This window comes from Cyanobium sp. WKJ7-Wakatipu (assembly GCF_024345355.1).
Classification (GTDB): Bacteria; Cyanobacteriota; Cyanobacteriia; order PCC-6307; family Cyanobiaceae; genus Cyanobium_A; species Cyanobium_A usitatum.
On sequence record NZ_JAGQAY010000001.1, the window covers coordinates 71,189 to 89,209 of the forward strand.

15 protein-coding genes are annotated in these 18,021 nt (G+C 58.7%); 2 read left to right on the plus strand and 13 right to left on the minus strand.

Annotation, left to right across the window (positions count from 1 at the left end; all coding sequences use genetic code 11):
* Position 1 precedes the first annotated feature (1 nt).
* From gndA to glpX, 4 genes are all read right to left on the minus strand, one after another.
* Positions 2-1,420 carry an NADP-dependent phosphogluconate dehydrogenase gene (gene gndA, locus KBY83_RS00375; protein ID WP_255017774.1) on the minus strand — a complete coding sequence of 473 codons (1,419 nt, stop codon included), beginning with the start codon at positions 1,418-1,420 and terminating at the stop codon, positions 2-4.
* A 130-nt stretch (positions 1,421-1,550) separates the two neighbouring features.
* Entirely contained in the window at positions 1,551-2,846 is a 1,296-nt protein-coding gene (locus KBY83_RS00380; protein WP_106501809.1) for a glucose-1-phosphate adenylyltransferase, read from the minus strand.
* 114 nt (positions 2,847-2,960) lie between these two features.
* Positions 2,961-4,271, minus strand: coding sequence for a glutamyl-tRNA reductase (locus KBY83_RS00385; protein WP_254997047.1), 1,311 nt, complete (start codon positions 4,269-4,271; stop codon positions 2,961-2,963).
* A gap of 35 nt (positions 4,272-4,306) precedes the next feature.
* The gene (glpX, locus tag KBY83_RS00390; RefSeq protein WP_106501811.1) at positions 4,307-5,311 is read right to left on the minus strand and encodes a class II fructose-bisphosphatase; all 1,005 of its coding nucleotides are present in this window, start codon (positions 5,309-5,311) and stop codon (positions 4,307-4,309) included.
* A 203-nt stretch (positions 5,312-5,514) separates the two neighbouring features.
* Between glpX and rpe the strand changes: the two genes are divergently transcribed.
* A complete protein-coding gene (gene rpe / locus KBY83_RS00395; RefSeq protein ID WP_254936797.1) occupies positions 5,515-6,189 on the plus strand; it encodes a ribulose-phosphate 3-epimerase in 675 nt (224 codons plus the stop codon).
* 92 nt (positions 6,190-6,281) lie between these two features.
* On the opposite strand, the gene ccsB is transcribed toward rpe, so the two are convergent.
* The 8 genes from ccsB to KBY83_RS00435 all read right to left on the minus strand — a co-directional run bounded on the left by ccsB (position 6,282) and on the right by KBY83_RS00435 (position 15,210).
* Positions 6,282-7,196, minus strand: coding sequence for a c-type cytochrome biogenesis protein CcsB (ccsB, locus tag KBY83_RS00400; protein ID WP_241518115.1), 915 nt, complete (start codon positions 7,194-7,196; stop codon positions 6,282-6,284).
* A gap of 46 nt (positions 7,197-7,242) precedes the next feature.
* The gene (locus KBY83_RS00405; protein WP_255017775.1) at positions 7,243-8,421 is read right to left on the minus strand and encodes an LptF/LptG family permease; all 1,179 of its coding nucleotides are present in this window, start codon (positions 8,419-8,421) and stop codon (positions 7,243-7,245) included.
* Positions 8,418-9,146 (minus strand): LPS export ABC transporter ATP-binding protein, encoded by a 729-nt coding sequence (gene lptB, locus KBY83_RS00410; protein ID WP_255017776.1) that lies wholly within the window; start codon positions 9,144-9,146, stop codon positions 8,418-8,420. Before lptB ends, KBY83_RS00405 begins: the two co-directional genes overlap by 4 nt.
* The gene (locus tag KBY83_RS00415; protein ID WP_255017777.1) at positions 9,143-9,598 is read right to left on the minus strand and encodes an LptA/OstA family protein; all 456 of its coding nucleotides are present in this window, start codon (positions 9,596-9,598) and stop codon (positions 9,143-9,145) included. Before KBY83_RS00415 ends, lptB begins: the two co-directional genes overlap by 4 nt.
* A gap of 10 nt (positions 9,599-9,608) precedes the next feature.
* Complete coding sequence (locus KBY83_RS00420) at positions 9,609-10,028, minus strand: DUF309 domain-containing protein (RefSeq protein WP_255017778.1); 420 nt, start codon at positions 10,026-10,028, stop codon at positions 9,609-9,611.
* Between the two features lie 3 nt (positions 10,029-10,031).
* A complete protein-coding gene (typA, locus tag KBY83_RS00425) occupies positions 10,032-11,840 on the minus strand; it encodes a translational GTPase TypA (RefSeq protein ID WP_255017779.1) in 1,809 nt (602 codons plus the stop codon).
* Between the two features lie 107 nt (positions 11,841-11,947).
* The gene (locus tag KBY83_RS00430) at positions 11,948-14,506 is read right to left on the minus strand and encodes a U32 family peptidase (RefSeq protein ID WP_255017780.1); all 2,559 of its coding nucleotides are present in this window, start codon (positions 14,504-14,506) and stop codon (positions 11,948-11,950) included.
* Positions 14,506-15,210 carry a D-alanyl-D-alanine carboxypeptidase family protein gene (locus KBY83_RS00435; RefSeq protein WP_255017781.1) on the minus strand — a complete coding sequence of 235 codons (705 nt, stop codon included), beginning with the start codon at positions 15,208-15,210 and terminating at the stop codon, positions 14,506-14,508. The genes KBY83_RS00430 and KBY83_RS00435 overlap by 1 nt, the downstream gene beginning before the upstream one ends.
* A 184-nt stretch (positions 15,211-15,394) precedes the next feature.
* On the opposite strand from KBY83_RS00435, the gene chlP reads away from it, so the two are divergent.
* On the plus strand, positions 15,395-16,792 hold the full coding sequence (gene chlP / locus KBY83_RS00440) for a geranylgeranyl reductase (RefSeq protein ID WP_255017782.1): 1,398 nt from the start codon (positions 15,395-15,397) through the stop codon (positions 16,790-16,792).
* A 32-nt stretch (positions 16,793-16,824) separates the two neighbouring features.
* On the opposite strand, the gene KBY83_RS00445 is transcribed toward chlP, so the two are convergent.
* Entirely contained in the window at positions 16,825-17,820 is a 996-nt protein-coding gene (locus KBY83_RS00445) for a fatty acid desaturase (protein ID WP_255017783.1), read from the minus strand.
* Between the last annotated feature and the right edge of the window lie 201 nt (positions 17,821-18,021).

Consider the following 18,021-nt stretch of genomic DNA (forward strand, 5'->3'; position numbering starts at 1 on the left):
CTCAGTCCAGCCACTCGGTGTGGAAGTTGCCAGGCTTGTCGACCCGCTCGTAGGTGTGGGAGCCAAAGCAGTCGCGCATGGCCTGGACAAGGTTTTGGGGTAGGCGGGCGCTGCGGTAACTGTCGATGTAATCGAGGGTGCTGCTTAAGCAGGGTACGGGGATCCCCGCCAGGGCAGCGCCGGCAACCACCTGCCGCAGCCCCGGTAGACGCCTGTTGATCTGCTCGGCAAACCAGGGGTCGAGCATCAGGTTTGCCAGGTTGGGGTTGGCGCTATAGGCATCCTGAATTCGCTGCAGCAAGCGGGCCCGGATGATGCAGCCCCCTTTCCAGATCTGGCCGATGGCCGAAAAATTGAGGTTGTAATCGTGCAGCTTTGAGGCTTCCTGCAGCAGGGCCATGCCCTGGCCGTAGCTGACGATGCAGGCGGCAATGCAGGCGTCGCGCAGGGGAGCCATCTCATCTGCCGCGCTGCCAAGATTGAAGCTGTGCGCGGCAGGCTCTGGCAGCAGGGCGCCCGCCTCGAGTCGCTCGGAGCGCAGCGAGCTCAGCACACGGGCATTGAGGGCGGCATAGATGGTTGGCACGGGTACACCCATCTCCAGGGCACTCACCACGGTCCAAAGACCAGTGCCCTTTTGGCCAGCCGCATCCACGATCGCCTCCACCAGATCGGCACCGGTTTCTGGATCCTTGGTGCGCAGGCATACCTCGGTGATCTCCACCAGGAATGAGGCCAACTCCTCGGTTTGATTCCAGCTGGCTAGGACGTCGGCCATCTGGTCGCCGTTCAGTCCGCCAACCCGCTTCATCAGGTCGTAGGCCTCAGCCAGGATCTGTTCAATGCCGTATTCGATGCCGTTGTGCACCGTTTTGACGAAGTGGCCAGCGCCACCGGGGCCGATGTAGGTGACACAGGGACCATCGTCTACCTGGGCTGCCATCTTGCGCACCAACGGTTCAATGGCGTCGTAGGCCGCCTTGGTGCCACCGGGCATCATGCTCGGCCCTTCGAGGGCGCCTTTGGCGCCACCGGAGACGCCCATGCCGATGTAGCCGAAGCTCTTGCTCTCCAGCTCGGCAACGCGGCGTTCCGTATCGGCGTAGAGAGAATTGCCGCCGTCAATCAGCAGGTCACCCTCTTCAAGGAAGGGGGAGATTGCCGCAATCGTGTCGTCAACGGGCTGTCCCGCCTTGACCATCATCAGGATGCGGCGTGGACGCTCCAGGGTCGCCACAAACTCCTCAAGGGTCGCGGCGCCAACAATGTCCTTGCCGGCGCCACGACCAGCCAGGAATTCATCGGTTTTTGCCTTGGTGCGATTGAACACAACGGAGGAGTAGCCGTTGCGCTCAGCATTTAGGACGAGGTTTTCCCCCATCACTCCCAAACCGATCAGGCCGAAATGCGCCTTGCCCATGACTGAATTTGAAGCTTTTGGCGACAGTGTGGCGAAGCACGCTGGTCAGCCCAGGCATCCGTCACAACATGGTGGCAAAGGTGTCAGCAACTCCTGGCTTTTGGCCTGACACCTTGGCAGCTTCACCTGCTTAGATCACCGTGCCATCAGCGATGGTCCCATTTTTGACAACCACCACAATGCCGTTGCGTATGTAGAAACTGAGCTCGGGCCGGTCAGCTTCCTCCACGTGGTCCTTGTTGACGATCGTGACGTTGTCTCCGATCCGCACGTTCTTGTCGATGATGGCTCGTTTAACGGTGCTGCCCCTGCCCACGCCGATGGGGATGCCCCCACGTTCACGTAGTAGAAGGCGTTCCTCAGAGGACTCGAAGTAGTCGGCTCCCATCACCAGGGTGTCCTGGAGCACTACCTCGTCTTCAACTCGCGAGCGCACGCCCAGCACGCAGTGATGAATACTGCAGGCCTTGAGCAAGGATCCCTCACCGATGATCGAGGCGGTTACCTGGGCGTCCTGCAACTTGCTGGGCGGCAAGTAGCGAGGCCTGGTGTAAATCGGGAACTTCTCGTCGTAGAAGGAGAAGGCAGGGTTGGGTTGATCGGTAAGCGCCAGGTTGGCTTCATAGAAGGCGCCGATAGTACCGATGTCCTCCCAGTAGTCGTCAAAGAGGAAGCTTTGGAGCCGGTCGCCGCGGGCCAGGGAGGCGGGGATGATCTCCTTGCCAAAGTCTGTTGAGGACGGGTTGCTGCTCAGCAGGTCAAAGAGGGTGTCGCGGCTGAACACATAGATGCCCATCGAGGCGAGGTATGGGCGCTTGGCCGCCTCCTCCGGCGACAGGCCAAGGGCCTGGGTGTCAACCCGCATGGTCTCCAAGGCTTCACCCTTGGGCTTCTCCCGAAATTCTTGGATACGGCCATCACTGCTGGTGCGCATCAGGCCAAAGTCCTCAGCCTGGGCAGGATCTACGGGGAGGGCGCCAACGGTGAGCTGGGCGCCGGTGTCGATGTGGTGCTGAACAAAAAGGCTGTAGTCCATCCGGTAGAGCTGGTCACCGGAAAGAATCAGGTAGTGGTCCACGTCCCATTCGTGGAAAAGTCCCTGGTACTTACGGACTGCATCGGCCGTGCCTTCAAACCAGCTTGGGCTTTCTGGGGTCTGCTGGGCTGCCAAAACCTCCACAAAGCCCTGGCCGAATCCAGCCGAAAGGTTGTAGCTCATCGTCAGGTGACGATTCAGCGACGCACTGTTGAACTGGGTAAGTACATAGATTTTATTGATTTCCGAATTAATGCAATTGCTGATTGGAATATCAATTAGCCGATATTTACCTGCCAGTGGCACAGCTGGCTTGGCCCGCATTTTGGTCAATGGGTAAAGGCGGGTACCAGCACCACCTCCCAGAATTATTGCCAGTACACGCTTCATAAATCCTGCTGCCAGCGGTTCTCGGGGCTGACCGTACTTGAGCGTCCTGCTATTGGGCGAGCCTTTTGATCCCCTGCGGCACGAACTGTTGCAGTGCCCAAGGCTGGCGCTGCTTCAAGGCTCTGGCGGACGCTCCTGCAGCTCAAACAGATCCTCCAGGACCCTCATGGCGCTGTGTCGCTGCTGGCGCGGTTGGGGGGCCCGCAGGTTGGTAACTGGGGTGTGCAGGATCTTGTTGATGATGCCCTTGCTAAGGGCTTCAACCACCTTGCGCTCCCTGGCTGACAGGTCTGGACCCATGCGGCTTAAGGCCTTCTGGAGCTCCTGCTCACGGATGTCTTCCAGCTGGCGCCGGAGCCGGTTTACAACCGGCACCGCTTCAAGCCCGTCCCACCATTCCAGGAAGACACGAGACTCCTCCTGCAGCAGCCCTTCGGCCTCAGCTGCCATTTCGCGCCGAGCCTCCTGGTTGCGGTTCACCACCTCCTGCAAATCATCAACGTCGTAGGAGTGCACGCCGGGCAGGCCAGCCGTATCGGCCGAAATGTTGCGGGGCACGCCGATGTCGACCAGCATCAAGCTGGAGCGGCGATTCAGTCCGCTGAGGCGCTGAGCCGTGATGATTGGTGTGTCAGCAGCGGTGCTGGTGAAAACCAGCGAGCAGGTGCTGAGGCAATGGTCCAGGTCGTCAAGGGGACGGCACTGAACGGGTAGAGCTGGAAAGTCAGCGGCCAGTAGTTCCGCCTTGTTAACCGTGCGGTTGAGCAGCACAAGCCCCTTACAGCCTTTGGCCTGAAGGTGCTGCAGCAGCAGACGGGCCATGCGCCCTGCCCCTACCACCGCCACCTGCTCCTGATCAAGGGGCACCAGCTCATCGAGGCCTCGAGCTTGGCCCACCTTGAGCTGGGCCAGCTCCACAGCCGCTGAACTTATCGAGACAGCGCCGGTGCCAAGTTTCGTTTCCGTACGGACCCGTTTACCGGTACTAACCGCCTGGGTAAGTAGCCGATTGAGGATTGGCCCAACGGAGTGGTGCTCCTGGCCAAGCCTCACCATTTTTTTCACTTGAGAGAGGATCTGCCCCTCCCCAAGCACTAGGGAATCGAGGCCTGCTGAAACCCTCAACAGGTGGCTGATCGCCTCCTCGTGGTGAAAGGTAAATAAATGCGGTGTGAGCTCCTCAACCGCCAGGCCAGAGAGCTGGCTTAAAAAAGCTCCGACAGCGGAAATACCCCGCTCCGGATGACGGAGCAGGGTGTAAATCTCCAGCCGATTGCAGGTGCTGAGGATGGATGCCTCGAGCACCTGGTCGTCGGCCCGCAGCTGCTGCAGCGAAGCCTCCATGGTTTGATCCGGGATGCTGAGGCGCTCCCGGATCTCCACTGGAGCCGTGCGATGACTGAGGCCGACGACGGCAATGTGCATGGAGGCTGGCTGGGGTGCTCGGACTGGGGCGGGCGTCAGCTCAGCGCAATGCTCTGGGCCCCATCCTTCATGTGAATGGTATTGGTAAAGCGAGCGGTGTTGTCCAGGTTGCTGATCACCAGGGAGCTGGTGCGGGTGCAATCCTTCTCAAACTTGACACCGTGGAACAGCAGGCCATCGGTGATGCCACTGCCAGCGAAGACCACGTTTTCACCGGAGGCAAGCTCCTCTGCCTCATAAATTTTGTCTACGTCGGTGATGCCCATCTCGTTAAGACGGGCGATGTTGCCTTCTTTGGTGTAGTCAGCCCACTCAGAGGTCTGAGCCACGGCCGGGTCGTACACGAGCTGGCCTTGGAAGTGACCGCCAAGGGCGCGCATGGCTGCGGCGGAGATCACGCCCTCGGGGGCTGCGCCAATGCCCATCAGGCAATGGGTGCCAGTGCCTGCAAAACCGCAGGCGATGGCGGCTTGAACGTCGCCGTCCGAGATGGGTTGAATCCTGGCGCCAGTGGCCCGGATCTCGGCGATCAGATCCTTGTGACGAGCACGGTCCATCACGACGATGGTCAGTTCGCTGGCTGCAAGGCCAAGGCACTCGCTGAGGATCTTGATGTTCTCGGTAGCCGACTTACGGATGTCCACCTTGCCCTTGGCTGCCGGGGGGGCTGCCAGTTTCTTCATGTAGAAATCGGGTGCGTTGAAAAGTCCACCGCGATCAGAAGCGGCCAGGACAGCCATGGAGCCTCGCTGGCTGTTGGCGCAAAGGTTGGTTCCCTCGCAGGGATCAACGGCGAAATCCACACCGGGGCCGGTGCCACTGCCCACTTCTTCGCCGATGTAGAGCATGGGAGCTTCATCGCGCTCGCCCTCACCGATAACGATGCGGCCCTGCATCTGGATTAGGCCCATGCGAGTGCGCATGGCCTCCACTGCTGCAGCGTCAGCTTCATCTTTCTTGCCCAGGCCGGTCAGTTCGGCAGAGGCGATGGCAGCTTGCTCAACGACCTCGAGAATTTCCTGGATGAGGGTGCGATCCACGTTGATCCGGCAGGGGAATGGGCTTCAGTAATGGCGTCGGCCTGGCGGAACACGAGGTCAGAAGCCTGTTGCTGCCAAGCCTTTCGAAGATGAAGCGCTCGCAACTGTATCAGTGCTTGCGGCCATGGGACCTAGGGGCCACCCAAGGCCGGTCTGCAGACCACTTCCTACAATCCAAAGCCCCCCGATCGGTTGATCCAGCCATGAGCACCAAATCCCTGGTGATCTCCCCGTCAATTCTGTCCGCCGATTTCTCCCGTCTCGGCGACGACGTTCGTGCTGTCGATCAAGCTGGTGCCGACTGGATCCACGTTGACGTGATGGATGGCCGGTTTGTGCCAAACATCACCATTGGACCCTTAATTGTGCAGGCGTTGAGGCCTGTAACCACCAAGACTCTTGACGTTCACCTAATGATCGTCGAGCCCGAGAGATACGTGGCTGATTTTGCCAAAGCTGGCGCGGACATCATTTCTGTGCAGGTTGAGGCTTGCCCGCATCTGCATCGCAACCTTGCCCAGATCAAGGATCTTGGCAAGCTCGCTGGTGCGGTGCTCAACCCCAGCACCCCTCTAGACACGCTGGACTACTGCCTGGAGCTCTGCGATCTAGTGCTGATCATGAGTGTCAACCCGGGCTTCGGTGGCCAGAGCTTCATCGACAACCAGGTGCAAAAGATTCGCGATCTGCGCCGCATGTGCGATGAGCGTGGCCTGGATCCCTGGATTGAGGTAGATGGCGGCATCAAGGCTGAAAACGCCTGGAAGGTGATTGAAGCGGGCGCCAATGCCATTGTTAGTGGTTCTGGTGTCTTCAACCAGCCTGATTACGCCGCAGCAATCACTGGTATTCGCAACAGCAAGCGTCCTGGCGCATGAGCATCTGACTAATAAAAATCCCCCCTCGCCCGAGTGCGGGGGGGCAGATAAGTTTTCACTCTTAATCTATTTCGAATGGTGGCGCTTAAGCCTTAGCTGTCAAAGAACCACCCGTAGCTGTGCAGGCCAATGCCCAGCAGATTTACACCGATATAGCAAACCACGATCACAACCAACCCCGCTGCGGCTACGAGGGCAGGCTTGCGGCCCTGCCAGCCACGGATCAAGCGAGTGTGCAGATAGGCGGCGTAGACGAGCCAGCAGATCAGGGCCCACGTTTCCTTTGGATCCCAGCTCCACCAGCTGCCCCAGGCCTCGTTGGCCCACACCGCTCCACTTACCAGACCAACCGACAGCAGCAGGAAGCCCACTGTGATCGTGCGGTAGCTGAGTGAATCAAGCTGTTCAACCGCTGGCATGGCCACGCTGCTTAGTTGCAGCTGGGGTGTAGCCAGTTGGGCCTGGCGATAGCCGCCACTGCCGATGGAGCTGCTGCGCAGTTCCATCGAATTGCCGCGGTCAGTGAATAGCACCGCCAACGAAAGCAATGACCCCACCAGCAGGGCCGCATAGCTGATCATGATCACGCTCACGTGCATCACTAGCCAGCTAGAGCGCAGGGCCGGCACCAGGGGCGAGGCTTCCTGGAGCCGATCCGGCAGAGCGAAGCTTGCAAAAGCCACACAGCCGAGGGCCATGGGCGTAGCCGCAGCAGGCACCAACGGCGAAGGCCAGCTGCGCTCCACCAGTAGCTGGGTGAGGGTGCAGCCCCAGGCGAGAAAGCAGAGGGATTCGTAGAGGTTGCTGATCGGGAAATGGCCCGATTCCCACCAGCGCAAGACCAATTGGGCCGTGAGGCAGAGATTGGCGCCGGCAACAAGCAGGCGTACCGCCGTGCTCGATCGGCCGCCGCTAAGGGACCAGAAGGCCAGCGGCAGGGCGACCAGCAGGAGGGCAAACGCCGTCAGACCCAGTCCAAGCACTGGGTCGTTCAACAGGGCGGGCACGGGCAACGACTCGATATCTGCTCAGTTTGGCGAATGGCAGGTGCTGTTAGCGGCTGGCCTGGCGTAACAGATACACGCCGCCACCCAAACCGATCACCACTGGCAGCCAGGCGGAGAAGTAGGGACTGAGCGTTCCCTTGACCCCGAGCGAACTGAAAACAAACGCCACCAGGTAGTAGCCAAAGATCAGCAGGACGCTGAGCCCGAAACCTTGGCTACCGCTGCGGCGCGAATGGGGTCGCACTCCAAGGCTGCTACCAATTAAGCCAAACACCAAGCAGACCGCGGGGAAGGCAAACTTCTCCTGGATGCGAACCCGAAGCTTGCGGGCACCCTGGAGATCACTGGCCTCTCTGAGCAGCCGCTCGGCGGTTCGCGCTTGGCCGATTGTCATTGAATTGGAATCCTTTGGCAGCTTGGCAACCTGGAGCGGCTGACTACCAAGGGGGTATAGATAGCGGTCGAAATCAGCTGAAGTGGTGGAGCTGTCCGATCCCTCCGTGACCCCAAAGACATGGCCATCAAGGAATTCCCACTGGGCATCGGCCTCGCTCCAGCGGGCCCGATCGGCACTGAGCAGCACCCGTTGATCTCGGCGTGAAAGGTCAAGCAGGGTGACCCGCTCCATCACCCCTTTATTGAAGCGTTGGGCATAGAAAAAGTGGGTAAGGCCCCGCTCCGTGCTGCCGTCTTCAGCCTGTATCTCACCGTATTTAGAGAACATGACGTTGTCTTTCTGCTCGCCAGCTACGGCACGACCAATCGCCCGGTTGAGGGTGTTTTTAGCCTCAACCAAGGTGCGCGGCACGATTGCCTCGTTGAAGGTGAAGGTGAGCATGGTCATCACCAGCGCGATAGCAACAGCGGGCACCACCATTCGCCAAGTGGCAACCCCCACACTGCGCAGGGCGGTGAGCTCACTATTGCCTGAAAGCTTTGAATAGGTGAGCAAGGTGGCCATCAGCGTGGCCATGGGGAAGGAGAGCACCAGAAAGGAGGGCATCTCCAGCACCAGCACCCGCACGGCCACATCTAGGGGCAGCCCCGATTCCGCAACCCGGCGGACAAGCTCAAATACGGCACCCACTGAAAGGGATACGGCGGTGAATGCGGCTACACCGAAAATCAGGGGGCCGATCAGTTCGGCTAGCAGCCAGCGATCCAGCAGGGGTAGCTGGCGCCAAGGGGTCAGCAGCTGCTGGCGTGCGCGGTGTGACCAACTCATAGCTGGAAGGATTCTCCGAGGTAGTGGCGGCGGACCAGGGGATCGGACCCCACCTGCTGAGAGCTGCCGGCAGCCAAAATCGATCCCTCAGAAAGGATGTAGGCCCGATCGGTGATCGCCAGGGTTTCGCGCACGTTGTGGTCTGTAATCAGCAGCCCCATGCCCCGCCCCTTGAGCTGGTGGATCAACTGCTGCAGATCCGACACCGCGATTGGGTCGACTCCCGCAAAAGGCTCATCCAGCAGCAGATAGCGGGGACCCTCAATTCTCACGGCCAATGCCCGGGCAACTTCGCAGCGCCGTCGCTCGCCTCCGGACAACTGATATCCCTTGCGGTTTTGAAATTCGCTGAGGTGAAAATCCTCGATTAAGCCATTGAGACGCTGGCGCCTCAACTCCATCGGGGTGGCACTTTCCTGCAGGGCAAGGCTCAGGTTGTCACGCACACTTAGCTGGCGAAAGACGCTGGGCTCCTGCGGCAGGTAGCCAATACCTAGGCGGGCCCGTTGGGGCATGGGCAGTTTTTCGATTGCCTTGCCATCCATCAACACCTGGCCGGAGTCAGGGCGCAATAAGCCAGTCACCAAACCAAAGGTGGTGGTTTTGCCCGCTCCGTTGGGACCAAGCAGGCCTACTACTTCACCTGGCTCAAGCTGTAGGGATACGTGGTTGACCAGCAGTCGGCCACCGATGGCCAGCGCCACATTTACGAGCTCAAGACTCATGGCATCAGGCCTTCCTTTGCTGTAGGTGCACTCATTCGGTAGTGGGTGATCACCTGTTGACCAGGGGCCGGCTCAGCCACGATCCGCTCCCTCTCCACCAGATACACCAGCCTTTCAGCCTGGATGCTGTGACCCGTATCTTGAATTACATCCACATCACCGCTGAGCACCACCCTCCCCTCACGACTGAAGTACTGGGCCTGACGGGCCGTGGCTACCACCCGTTGGTCGGGGTAAACGATGCGCACATTGCCGGTTGCTGTCACAACACCGGTGCTGTTATCGGCCTTTTGCAGGTCGGATTCAATTGTTACCAGTCCGCTGGTGGGAGTCACCACGGCGGGGGCTGCAAGCGCAGGGGCCAACATTGCCGAGAGGGAAAGGGGCAGGGCCGTCAGCCGCAAGAGCGCGGAGCGCACAAGGGGATATAGCAACAGTTGGGTATGGGACATGGCGTAATTTTTAATCAACAGAAGGGTTTTGGGGCGCTGTCCCAACCAATCTGGGCGATTCCAAGCCCTTAATTGACCTCTGTTGCTGCAACGCCAGCAGACGCTGCGTAGATGAGTCGATCAAGGCGGCTAAATCAATGCCTAGGGAGTTCGGCGCACAAGCCTTAAGGCGGCCGAGACCCTCACCCATCAAGATTGTGGCGCCGCGGGAATTTCCCCGTTCAAGGTGCAGTTCAGCCACGGCGATCTGCAGAATTCCTTGCAAAACCGGCCTCATGGGGCCAGCGGTCTCATGCCAAAGGGCTTCGAAGCCGTCGTGGCAGGCATACCAGTCAGCGCTGTTAAACAAGAATATGGCCTCGCCCAAGCGGGTGTCGGCCAATAATTCCTGCTCTTCGCTTAAAAACTGCTGCTCAGAATTCGGGCGCACTGATCAGCGCTTAGCGGCCTTTTTGGAAGGCAGTTTGCGCAGTCTGATCGATTGGGGTGTGACCTCAAGCATTTCATCGGGTCCGATGTACTCAAGAGCCCGCTCCAGGGTCATCTGGATAGGTGCCTGCAGGGTGTCGAGCACCTCTGCACCAGCCGAGCGGATGTTGGTCACCTGCTTTGCTTTGCAAACGTTGAGCTCTAGGTCGGGTGGTCGGTTGTGTTCGCCAACAATCATCCCCTTGTAGACCTTGGTACTAGGCGTAATGAAGAACTGGCCGCGATCTTCCGCACCCTTAAGTGCATAGAAGGTGGCTGTGCCTTCCTCAAAGGCAATCAACACACCATTACGGCGGTTTTCCATGTCTCCCTGCATAGGCCTGTAGTCGAGGAAGGAGTGGCTCATGATCCCTTCGCCCCTTGTGGCTCGGATGAATTCGCCGCGGAAGCCAATCAGCCCTCGAGCTGGCACCACAAACTCAAGCTGGGTGCGTCCGTCGTTTGTATTTTCCATATTCTGCATCTCGGCTTTGCGGACGCCGAGCTTTTCAATGCAGCCGCCCACCGACTCCTCAGGCACATCCAAAACCAATGTTTCGTAGGGCTCTGATGGGGTGCCATCAATGGTGCGGAAAATCACCTGGGGCTGGGATACTTGGAATTCATAGCCTTCACGACGCATCGTTTCGATCAGGATGCCGAGGTGCAATTCACCACGGCCGCTGACAGCCCAGCGATCGGGTGAGTCGGTGTCCTCTACCCGCAGGGCGACGTTGGTGAGAAGCTCCTTCTGCAGGCGATCCCGCACCTGACGGCTGGTCACGAATTTGCCCTCCTTGCCAGCGAAGGGAGAGTCATTGATGACGAAAGTCATCTGCAGGGTGGGTTCGTCAACCCGAATCAGGGGCAGGGCCTCAGGGTGATCGGGGCAGGCAATCGTCTCACCAATATTGACCTCGTCAAAGCCGGCCACGGCCACGAGATCGCCAGCGCTGGCCTCCTCAATCTCAACCCGCTGCAGACCCTGGAAGCCAAGCAACTTGCTGATGCGGCTGCGCTTGATGCTGCCGTCGTCACGGATAAGGGCCGCAGGTTGGCCAGCCCTGATAGTGCCGTTGTGGATGCGACCGATCATGATCCGACCCAAAAAGTCGGAGTAGTCCAAGGTGGTGACTTGAAGCTGCAGCGGCTTCTCGGGATCGCCCACCGGGGGCGGGACGTGCCGAAGAATTGCATCGAAGAGCGGCTTCATATTGTCGCTCTCGGTTTTCATGTCTGGCTTGGCGTAGCCGCCCATGCCGCTCCCAAACAAATAGGGGAAATCGCACTGATCGTCGTCGGCACCCAGCTCAAGGAACAAGTCGAGAACCTTGTCTACAGCCACCTCGGGGTCAACTCGGACCCGGTCGATCTTGTTTACGAAAACGATTGGACGTAGCCCTTTCTCGAGGGCCTTTTTAAGCACAAATCGGGTCTGGGGCATGGGCCCCTCGTTGGCATCAACGATCAGCAGGCAGCCATCAACCATGCCGAGAACCCGCTCCACCTCGCCGCCGAAATCAGCGTGGCCAGGAGTGTCAACGATGTTGATACGAATTCCTTCGTAATCGACGGCGGTATTTTTGGAAAGAATTGTGATCCCGCGCTCACGCTCAAGATCGTTCGAGTCCATCACACAGGTCGGAACCGCCTCTCCCTCGCGGAAGATGCCCGATTGGGTGAGCATGGCATCCACCAATGTGGTTTTGCCATGGTCAACGTGGGCAATGATCGCAATGTTGCGAATCGGCGTACCTGGGTGTGCACCGCTCATACAAATAAAACCCTACTTTTACGTTGAATGGAATCTGTTGACTTGAAGTTTATGTAGACGGAACGTTTGATGGAACGTTTACGCAGACTTGAAGCCATGATCCAACTCTATCCCACACCCCTACCGCTTTTGAGGCTGCCCCGGGTCACGCCAAGACGGCTGTCCAACTGTTCCTGCTGCCAGAGGCTGCGTCCGCTGATCTCACCACGCAGGGCCGCTGAATATTGCTGCACCCGATGCTGGCTCTCGGCTGCTGATTCCTGCAGCAACTCAATTCGGAACTGCCTCACCCCAGCACGCATCAACTGGGGCAGGGCCTCAGCAGCTGTCTGAGCTCGGCCATTGAACAAGGTGTTACGGCAGCCAAGATCTGCCCGCAGCGGGTGCTCACTGCCGCTGCGATCACGCAGAAGCACCGTGTGCTTTTCGCAAGGGCGGCCGCAGTCGGTGTGGTCGTGTCCGTCGGATAGGAAGGCGCAAAAGAGGCAGTGCTCCATGTGGAACAGGGGCATGTGCTGGTGGGCCGTTACCTCAACCTGGCCGGGGGGGCAGCCCCGCACCAGGGCCAGCATCTGCTTGAGATCAAGGTCGTAGCTGGCGGTGATTCGCTGCAGCTTCCAATGGTCCAGAAACCATGCGGCCGAAAGTGGATTGGCGACATTCAAAGAAAAATCGCCACAGCAGGGAGCAAGGGGTGTGAGCACCTCGAGCTGGTCTGCATTGCGCACCAGGTAGCCATCGGGGGCCGCCCGCACCAGGGGGTCCAGGGTCCAGCGCTCATCAGTCCGTGTGATCCGAGCCCCAGCCAGCCAAATGCCTCCAGGCCAGCAGCCACGGCCGATTGCCACCGCCTCGCGCAGCTCGGCCGGCTGATCTAGGTCAGCAATAACTGACGCAACTGGTTGATCCCGCAGGGCCTTCAATTGCTCAAGGCTGCGCACCAGCACAACCAACTGCGGCTCCGAATTCACAGCCGTGCCCGAACCAGGCCCAGATAGGGGCGAAGCATGGGCAGGTCTTGAAAGACTCTGCAGTAACTCGGTGAACTCAGTTGTGTCCTCTGCAAAGGGGGCCTGCGAGCAGCTGAGGCCCGGCTCAATTGAGGCCAGCGCCTCAACTAGCTCGCGGCGCAACTTATTGAGCTGGGCTATCGGCAGAAAAAGGGCTCCCTCGAGAGCAGGCTCAAGCCGCTCCAACTTCCAGCAGGTGCCGCCAAGGCGCCCCAGCTGGGCTTGAAGTCTGGAGGTGTCTAGGGCTTGCTCGCTGGCTGCCTGCAGGGCCGAGGCGGAGAGCAGCTTTATTTGCGCAGTTCTTGCTGGATCGAGCCCCTCTGCCCACTCAACCTGCAGCACCAAGGGCTCGCCAAGCCGTCCTTGCAGGCGAAGCCGCAAGCCTCGGCTGCATTCCGGAGTTGCCTGGCCAGCCATGCGCTGCCATTGACCTTCAAGGGCGGGATCGCTGGTAAGCCAGCAAGGGCTACCCGCTGACAGCCCGCGGGCTTCGATCCGGCCAGGGCCGAGCCGTACGGCTAGCCGGCCCATCGGGCGCTGCTGCACAGCCATCAGCCGGCCGCCAATTTCGGCTGGTGCCTCTAGGGGACCATATCCAGCGGCCTCAAACACAAGACCATCGCCTGGTTTCAGATCCGCCTGCGTCTGGATGCTCCACCAGCCGTCGGCACTCACGCGCTCGAATACCCCAATCTGCGGGCCACGCTTTTTGCTCCAGCGGCCGTGCACGAGCGCCTGATGGTCGAGGCCCCCCAACCACCCTGTGGAAAGCCCCCGCGAGAAGCTCAACTCCAGGGAGCGCTTCTGCTCAGCTGACTGGGGCGCGCTGGGTAGGCCCTCGGCTAAACGATCGAGTCCTTGCCGGTAGGCATCGGTAACGGCTGCCACGTAGGTGGCGTCCTTAAGGCGCCCCTCGATCTTGAGGCTGGCGATGCCGATCTGCTCGAGCTGGGGCAAAAGCTCCCAGGCTGATAGATCCTGGGGTGAGAGCAGATATCGCTGGTCTTGAAGATCGCGTTCTTCGCCGTCAACAATGAGCTGGTAGGGCAAGCGGCAAGCCTGGGCACACTCGCCCCGGTTTGCACTGCGCTGGCCCAGGGCTTCGCTGGTGAGGCACTGGCCCGAATAGGCAACGCATAGTGCGCCATGCACAAACACTTCCAGGGGCATGGCCAACTGGCGCTGCTGCAGCTGACTTTGCAGGCGGCCTAGGTCGGTGAGAGTCAGCTCCCGTGCAAGCACGACCCGGGCACAACCAAGCTCTGCGGCCATGGCAACCCCTGCGGCGCTGGTGATCGACATCTGAGTGGATCCGTGCACAGCCAGTTCGGGCGCCAGCCTGCGCGCCAGCCGGGCCAGGCCAACGTCCTGAACAATTAGGCCATCGACATGGGCCGCAGCCGCAGCCCTGATCAAACTTGCCGCCTCAACCAGCTCATCGCTGAACACGAGCACATTGACGGTGAGAAATCCCTTCACACCCCGCCGATGCAGCCAGTGCATGAGTTCTGGCAATTCCTCCTGCTCAAAATTGGCGGCCCGCATGCGGGCGTTGAATGTCTCCACACCGAAATAAACAGCGTCGGCGCCATTTGCTACCGCAGCGCGCAGGGCCTGCCAATTACCCGCAGGGGCAAGAAGTTCCGGAATAGTCATCAGCGCGCCAACCGCTGGGCGGGCTCAAACAACTGCAGGGCCTCGGCGCTGCCCTCGAATCGCCAATGCCAGGGCTCGTAACTCACCCCCTGGGAATTACCCCGGGGGAAGGAGAGGGTGAAGTGATAGCGAGCTGCATTGGCCTGCAGCCAGGCATAGGCTGCGGTTTGGTCGAAGCTTGGTGAGAGGTTGGTGGCTGGTGCCAGGGCATCGCCGAGATCGATGGCGAAGCCGGTGCTGTGCTCAGAAAACCCTGGCGGGGCGCTAACCATGGCCCTTTCTCGAGCGCTCTGGTTGCGATCCGATTTCACTTCAAAAAAGAGTTCTTTTTGAAGCGTATGAGATCGGAAGGCGCTCAGTACCACTAGCTCGACCCCGCTACTAGCTGCATCACGCTGCATGGCCAGAAGAGCTGCTGCTGCGTCTCGATGCAGGCTTAGCCCAGGGGCAATCGCCACACGTTTGGAGGCGGCCAGCTCGCCATAGGGGAAATGGCCCAGCAGGCGACCATCAAGGCCTGTACGCGCGTCTAGTCCCCTCACTGGCGGTGGGGCCAATAGGCGTTGCAGCGGCCCTGGGCGCCAAACCACAACTAGGGCAAGGGCGATCAAAAGCGAGCCTGTGCCCACGCTGACTCCTAGTAGCCAGCGGTTGGCCTTGGCTGAAGTCGGGCTGGTGCGGCGGGCGACAGGAATGTCACCCATGGCTAAGGGTTGGCCTGGCCTGCGGGAATTGCGATGCGTCACGCGGGTTCCCTGCCTGGCACCGATCAATCTTCCTAAACACAACCAATGAAGATCCTAGGCGGGGAGGTCGGATTGCCCACCACCTGACCGGTTATCGGTGTTAGCTTCCCAGCAGCATCCATATTGGCGGAGCGTTTTTTTGATGTTGCGAGTCGCGGTTGTGGGTGGCGGCCCCAGTGGATCCTGTGCGGCTGAGGTGCTTGCCAAGGCCGGTATTCAAACCTGGATTTTTGAGCGCAAGCTCGACAACGCCAAGCCATGTGGCGGGGCCATTCCTCTTTGCATGGTTGAGGAATTCGACTTGCCTGAGTCGATCATCGACCGCAAGGTGCGTAACATGAAAATGATCTCCCCCTCAAACAGGGAGGTGGATATTAATTTAGAAAATGAGAATGAATATATTGGCATGTGCCGCAGGGAGGTAATGGACGCCTTTCTTCGCAACCGAGCTGCCGAACTAGGTGCCCAGCTCGTGAACGGCTTGGTTACCAAAATTGATACTGGTGCCAACCGACAGGGCCCTTATAAGCTTACCTATTCTGATTACTGTGCTGGTGAAGCAACAGGTGAAACCAAGACTCTTGAGGTTGATTTGATTGTGGGGGCTGATGGAGCTAATAGTCGAGTTGCCAAGGCGATGGATGCCGGCGACTACAACGTAGCCATTGCCTTCCAGGAGCGCATCAGGCTGCCTGCCGAGGAGATGAAGTACTACGAAAACTTGGCTGAGATGTATGTAGGTACAGATGTATCGCCTGACTTTTATGCCTGGGTGTTTCCCAAGTACGACCACGTGGCGGTTGGTACCGGAACCATGCAACAAAACCAAGGGTTGATTAAGGGACTTCAGGAGGGTATCCGCGAACGGGCCAAAAAACGGTTAGTCAACGGCGAAGTAATCAAAGTCGAGGCTCATCCGATCCCGGAACATCCCCGCCCCCGTCGGGTGGTTGGCCTCATGGCACTAGTTGGTGATGCGGCTGGCTATGTCACCAAGAGCTCTGGCGAGGGTATTTATTTTGCAGCTAAAAGCGGCCGCATGTGTGCCGAACAGATCGTTGAATCAAGTGCCGGTGGTGGCAAGGTTCCTACAGAAGCAGACCTTAAAAAATACCTGAAGAAATGGGATCGCCAATATGGGGCTACCTATAAAGTTCTCGAGATTCTTCAAAATATTTTCTACCGAAACGATGCTGCTCGTGAAGCATTTGTCGAAATGTGCGACGACAAGGACGTTCAACGCCTCACCTTCGACAGTTATCTTTATAAGCGGGTGGTAATGATGAATCCTTGGCAGCAGTTGAAACTTACGCTGCTCACCCTGGGCTCGGTGCTTAGGGGCAATGCCCTTGCTCCTCAGGGCTACAAGCCTGTAGATAGCGCAGTACGAGGCGAAGCCGAAGTTAATGCCATGCTGGCGGTCAGCACCATTAAGGGTGGCATCAAGGTTGGTGTTAAATCTCGCAAAACTAACGCAATGCCTGCAAATAACGCAGAGCCTGATCACGACCGCGAACCGGCACTGGCTGCTAAGGATTGATTTCGATTAGATTGTTCACCTAAAAATTTTGATTAGCAGTTTGCAACGCTCACATTGGCTTCGGTTAATGTGAGCAATTTTTTTGTATCTGAATTCCACAGAACGTATCTAAAGCTGCTGGGGAAATCTTCAAGGCGTAATCGCGTGCAATCCTCAAGTAGCACCGCATTTGCTTCGTGGCATGCCCGCAGACGGTAGTTAGGAATTCTTTCGCAGAGGTGATGAATGCTGTGGAAGGAGATGTCTGCCCAAAACCAATTGAGGATTGCTGGCATTTCCAAGTTACTACTGCCTTCTAGGGCGCCACGCTGATAGTCCCATCCTTCGTTGCCGCTGGCATAGGAATCTGCAAAATTGTGTTGAACGAAAAAGATGCAGAGAAATAATGCTGCCGACAAAGTCATTACAAATAGATAGCAGCTCCAAAACAGACCATGACCAAGCCAGGATCCCATGAGCCACCAACTAGTGAGTACCACCAGATTATTAGCAAAAAGATCTATGCACTCAGCCGATGTGTACCAATGGCTGGAGCGAAAATTACGGTTCAGCTCTGGCAGCTCGGCAAGGCCAGCTAGCCCCTTTTGGCCTAGATGGGATGCCATAGATGTCAGCCATTCAGCTACACCGAGCACAAGCTCAAGCCTTGGCCGAACCAGTAGGTAGTAGCAACCACCTGGAAACAGCATCAGAGGGTGGCGGCTAAGTCCATAAAACCAGCGTTGGCGTGGTGATAGGGCCAGGTAGTCGCTAAGGGTCAGCAGCGCTGATGGGCCCCGGTAGCGATCCCAGTTGCCGTTATGTTTATGGTGAAAAGCGTGGCCGCGGGACCAGGGATGTTGGGGGATTGCATTTAAGCAACCCAGGAGAAAACCAACGGGCCTGTTTAACCAGCGAGTTTTGAAGAGAGATTCGTGTCCACAATCGTGCATGAGCGCGAATGAGCGCGCTGAAAAGAGGACTAGTAACAGCAGCACTGGCAGCAGCAGTAGTCGTAGAGCAGGCCCGGCGGCAGCGAGCGTTGGCACGGATACCCACAGCAGGGCTGTCGGCACGAGGGTATTGATTAGCTGCCAGCTGGCGATACGGTCATCGCCTTGGCGAAAAGCCTCGAGCTGAAAATCTCGGCGGCGAGGGGAAATCGCCGGCGGGGCCTGTGGTGCAGGTGTCTGTAGCGATTGGGCCTGTGGCGAAGGAAGTAAACTCAATTATTACCCTCAATTTGGACA

Excerpts from the sequence above, each read along its gene's own strand:
- typA (WP_255017779.1), bottom strand. The coding sequence starts at position 11,840 with ATGAGCGGTGCACACCCAGGTACGCCGATTCGCAACATTGCGATCATT.
- KBY83_RS00430 (WP_255017780.1), bottom strand. The coding sequence starts at position 14,506 with ATGACTATTCCGGAACTTCTTGCCCCTGCGGGTAATTGGCAGGCCCTG.
- KBY83_RS00380 (WP_106501809.1), bottom strand. The coding sequence starts at position 2,846 with ATGAAGCGTGTACTGGCAATAATTCTGGGAGGTGGTGCTGGTACCCGC.
- lptB (WP_255017776.1), bottom strand. The coding sequence starts at position 9,146 with ATGAGTCTTGAGCTCGTAAATGTGGCGCTGGCCATCGGTGGCCGACTG.
- KBY83_RS00405 (WP_255017775.1), bottom strand. The coding sequence starts at position 8,421 with ATGAGTTGGTCACACCGCGCACGCCAGCAGCTGCTGACCCCTTGGCGC.
- KBY83_RS00435 (WP_255017781.1), bottom strand. The coding sequence starts at position 15,210 with ATGGGTGACATTCCTGTCGCCCGCCGCACCAGCCCGACTTCAGCCAAG.
- rpe (WP_254936797.1), top strand. The coding sequence starts at position 5,515 with ATGAGCACCAAATCCCTGGTGATCTCCCCGTCAATTCTGTCCGCCGAT.
- chlP (WP_255017782.1), top strand. The coding sequence starts at position 15,395 with ATGTTGCGAGTCGCGGTTGTGGGTGGCGGCCCCAGTGGATCCTGTGCG.
- KBY83_RS00415 (WP_255017777.1), bottom strand. The coding sequence starts at position 9,598 with ATGTCCCATACCCAACTGTTGCTATATCCCCTTGTGCGCTCCGCGCTC.
- gndA (WP_255017774.1), bottom strand. The coding sequence starts at position 1,420 with ATGGGCAAGGCGCATTTCGGCCTGATCGGTTTGGGAGTGATGGGGGAA.
- KBY83_RS00385 (WP_254997047.1), bottom strand. The coding sequence starts at position 4,271 with ATGCACATTGCCGTCGTCGGCCTCAGTCATCGCACGGCTCCAGTGGAG.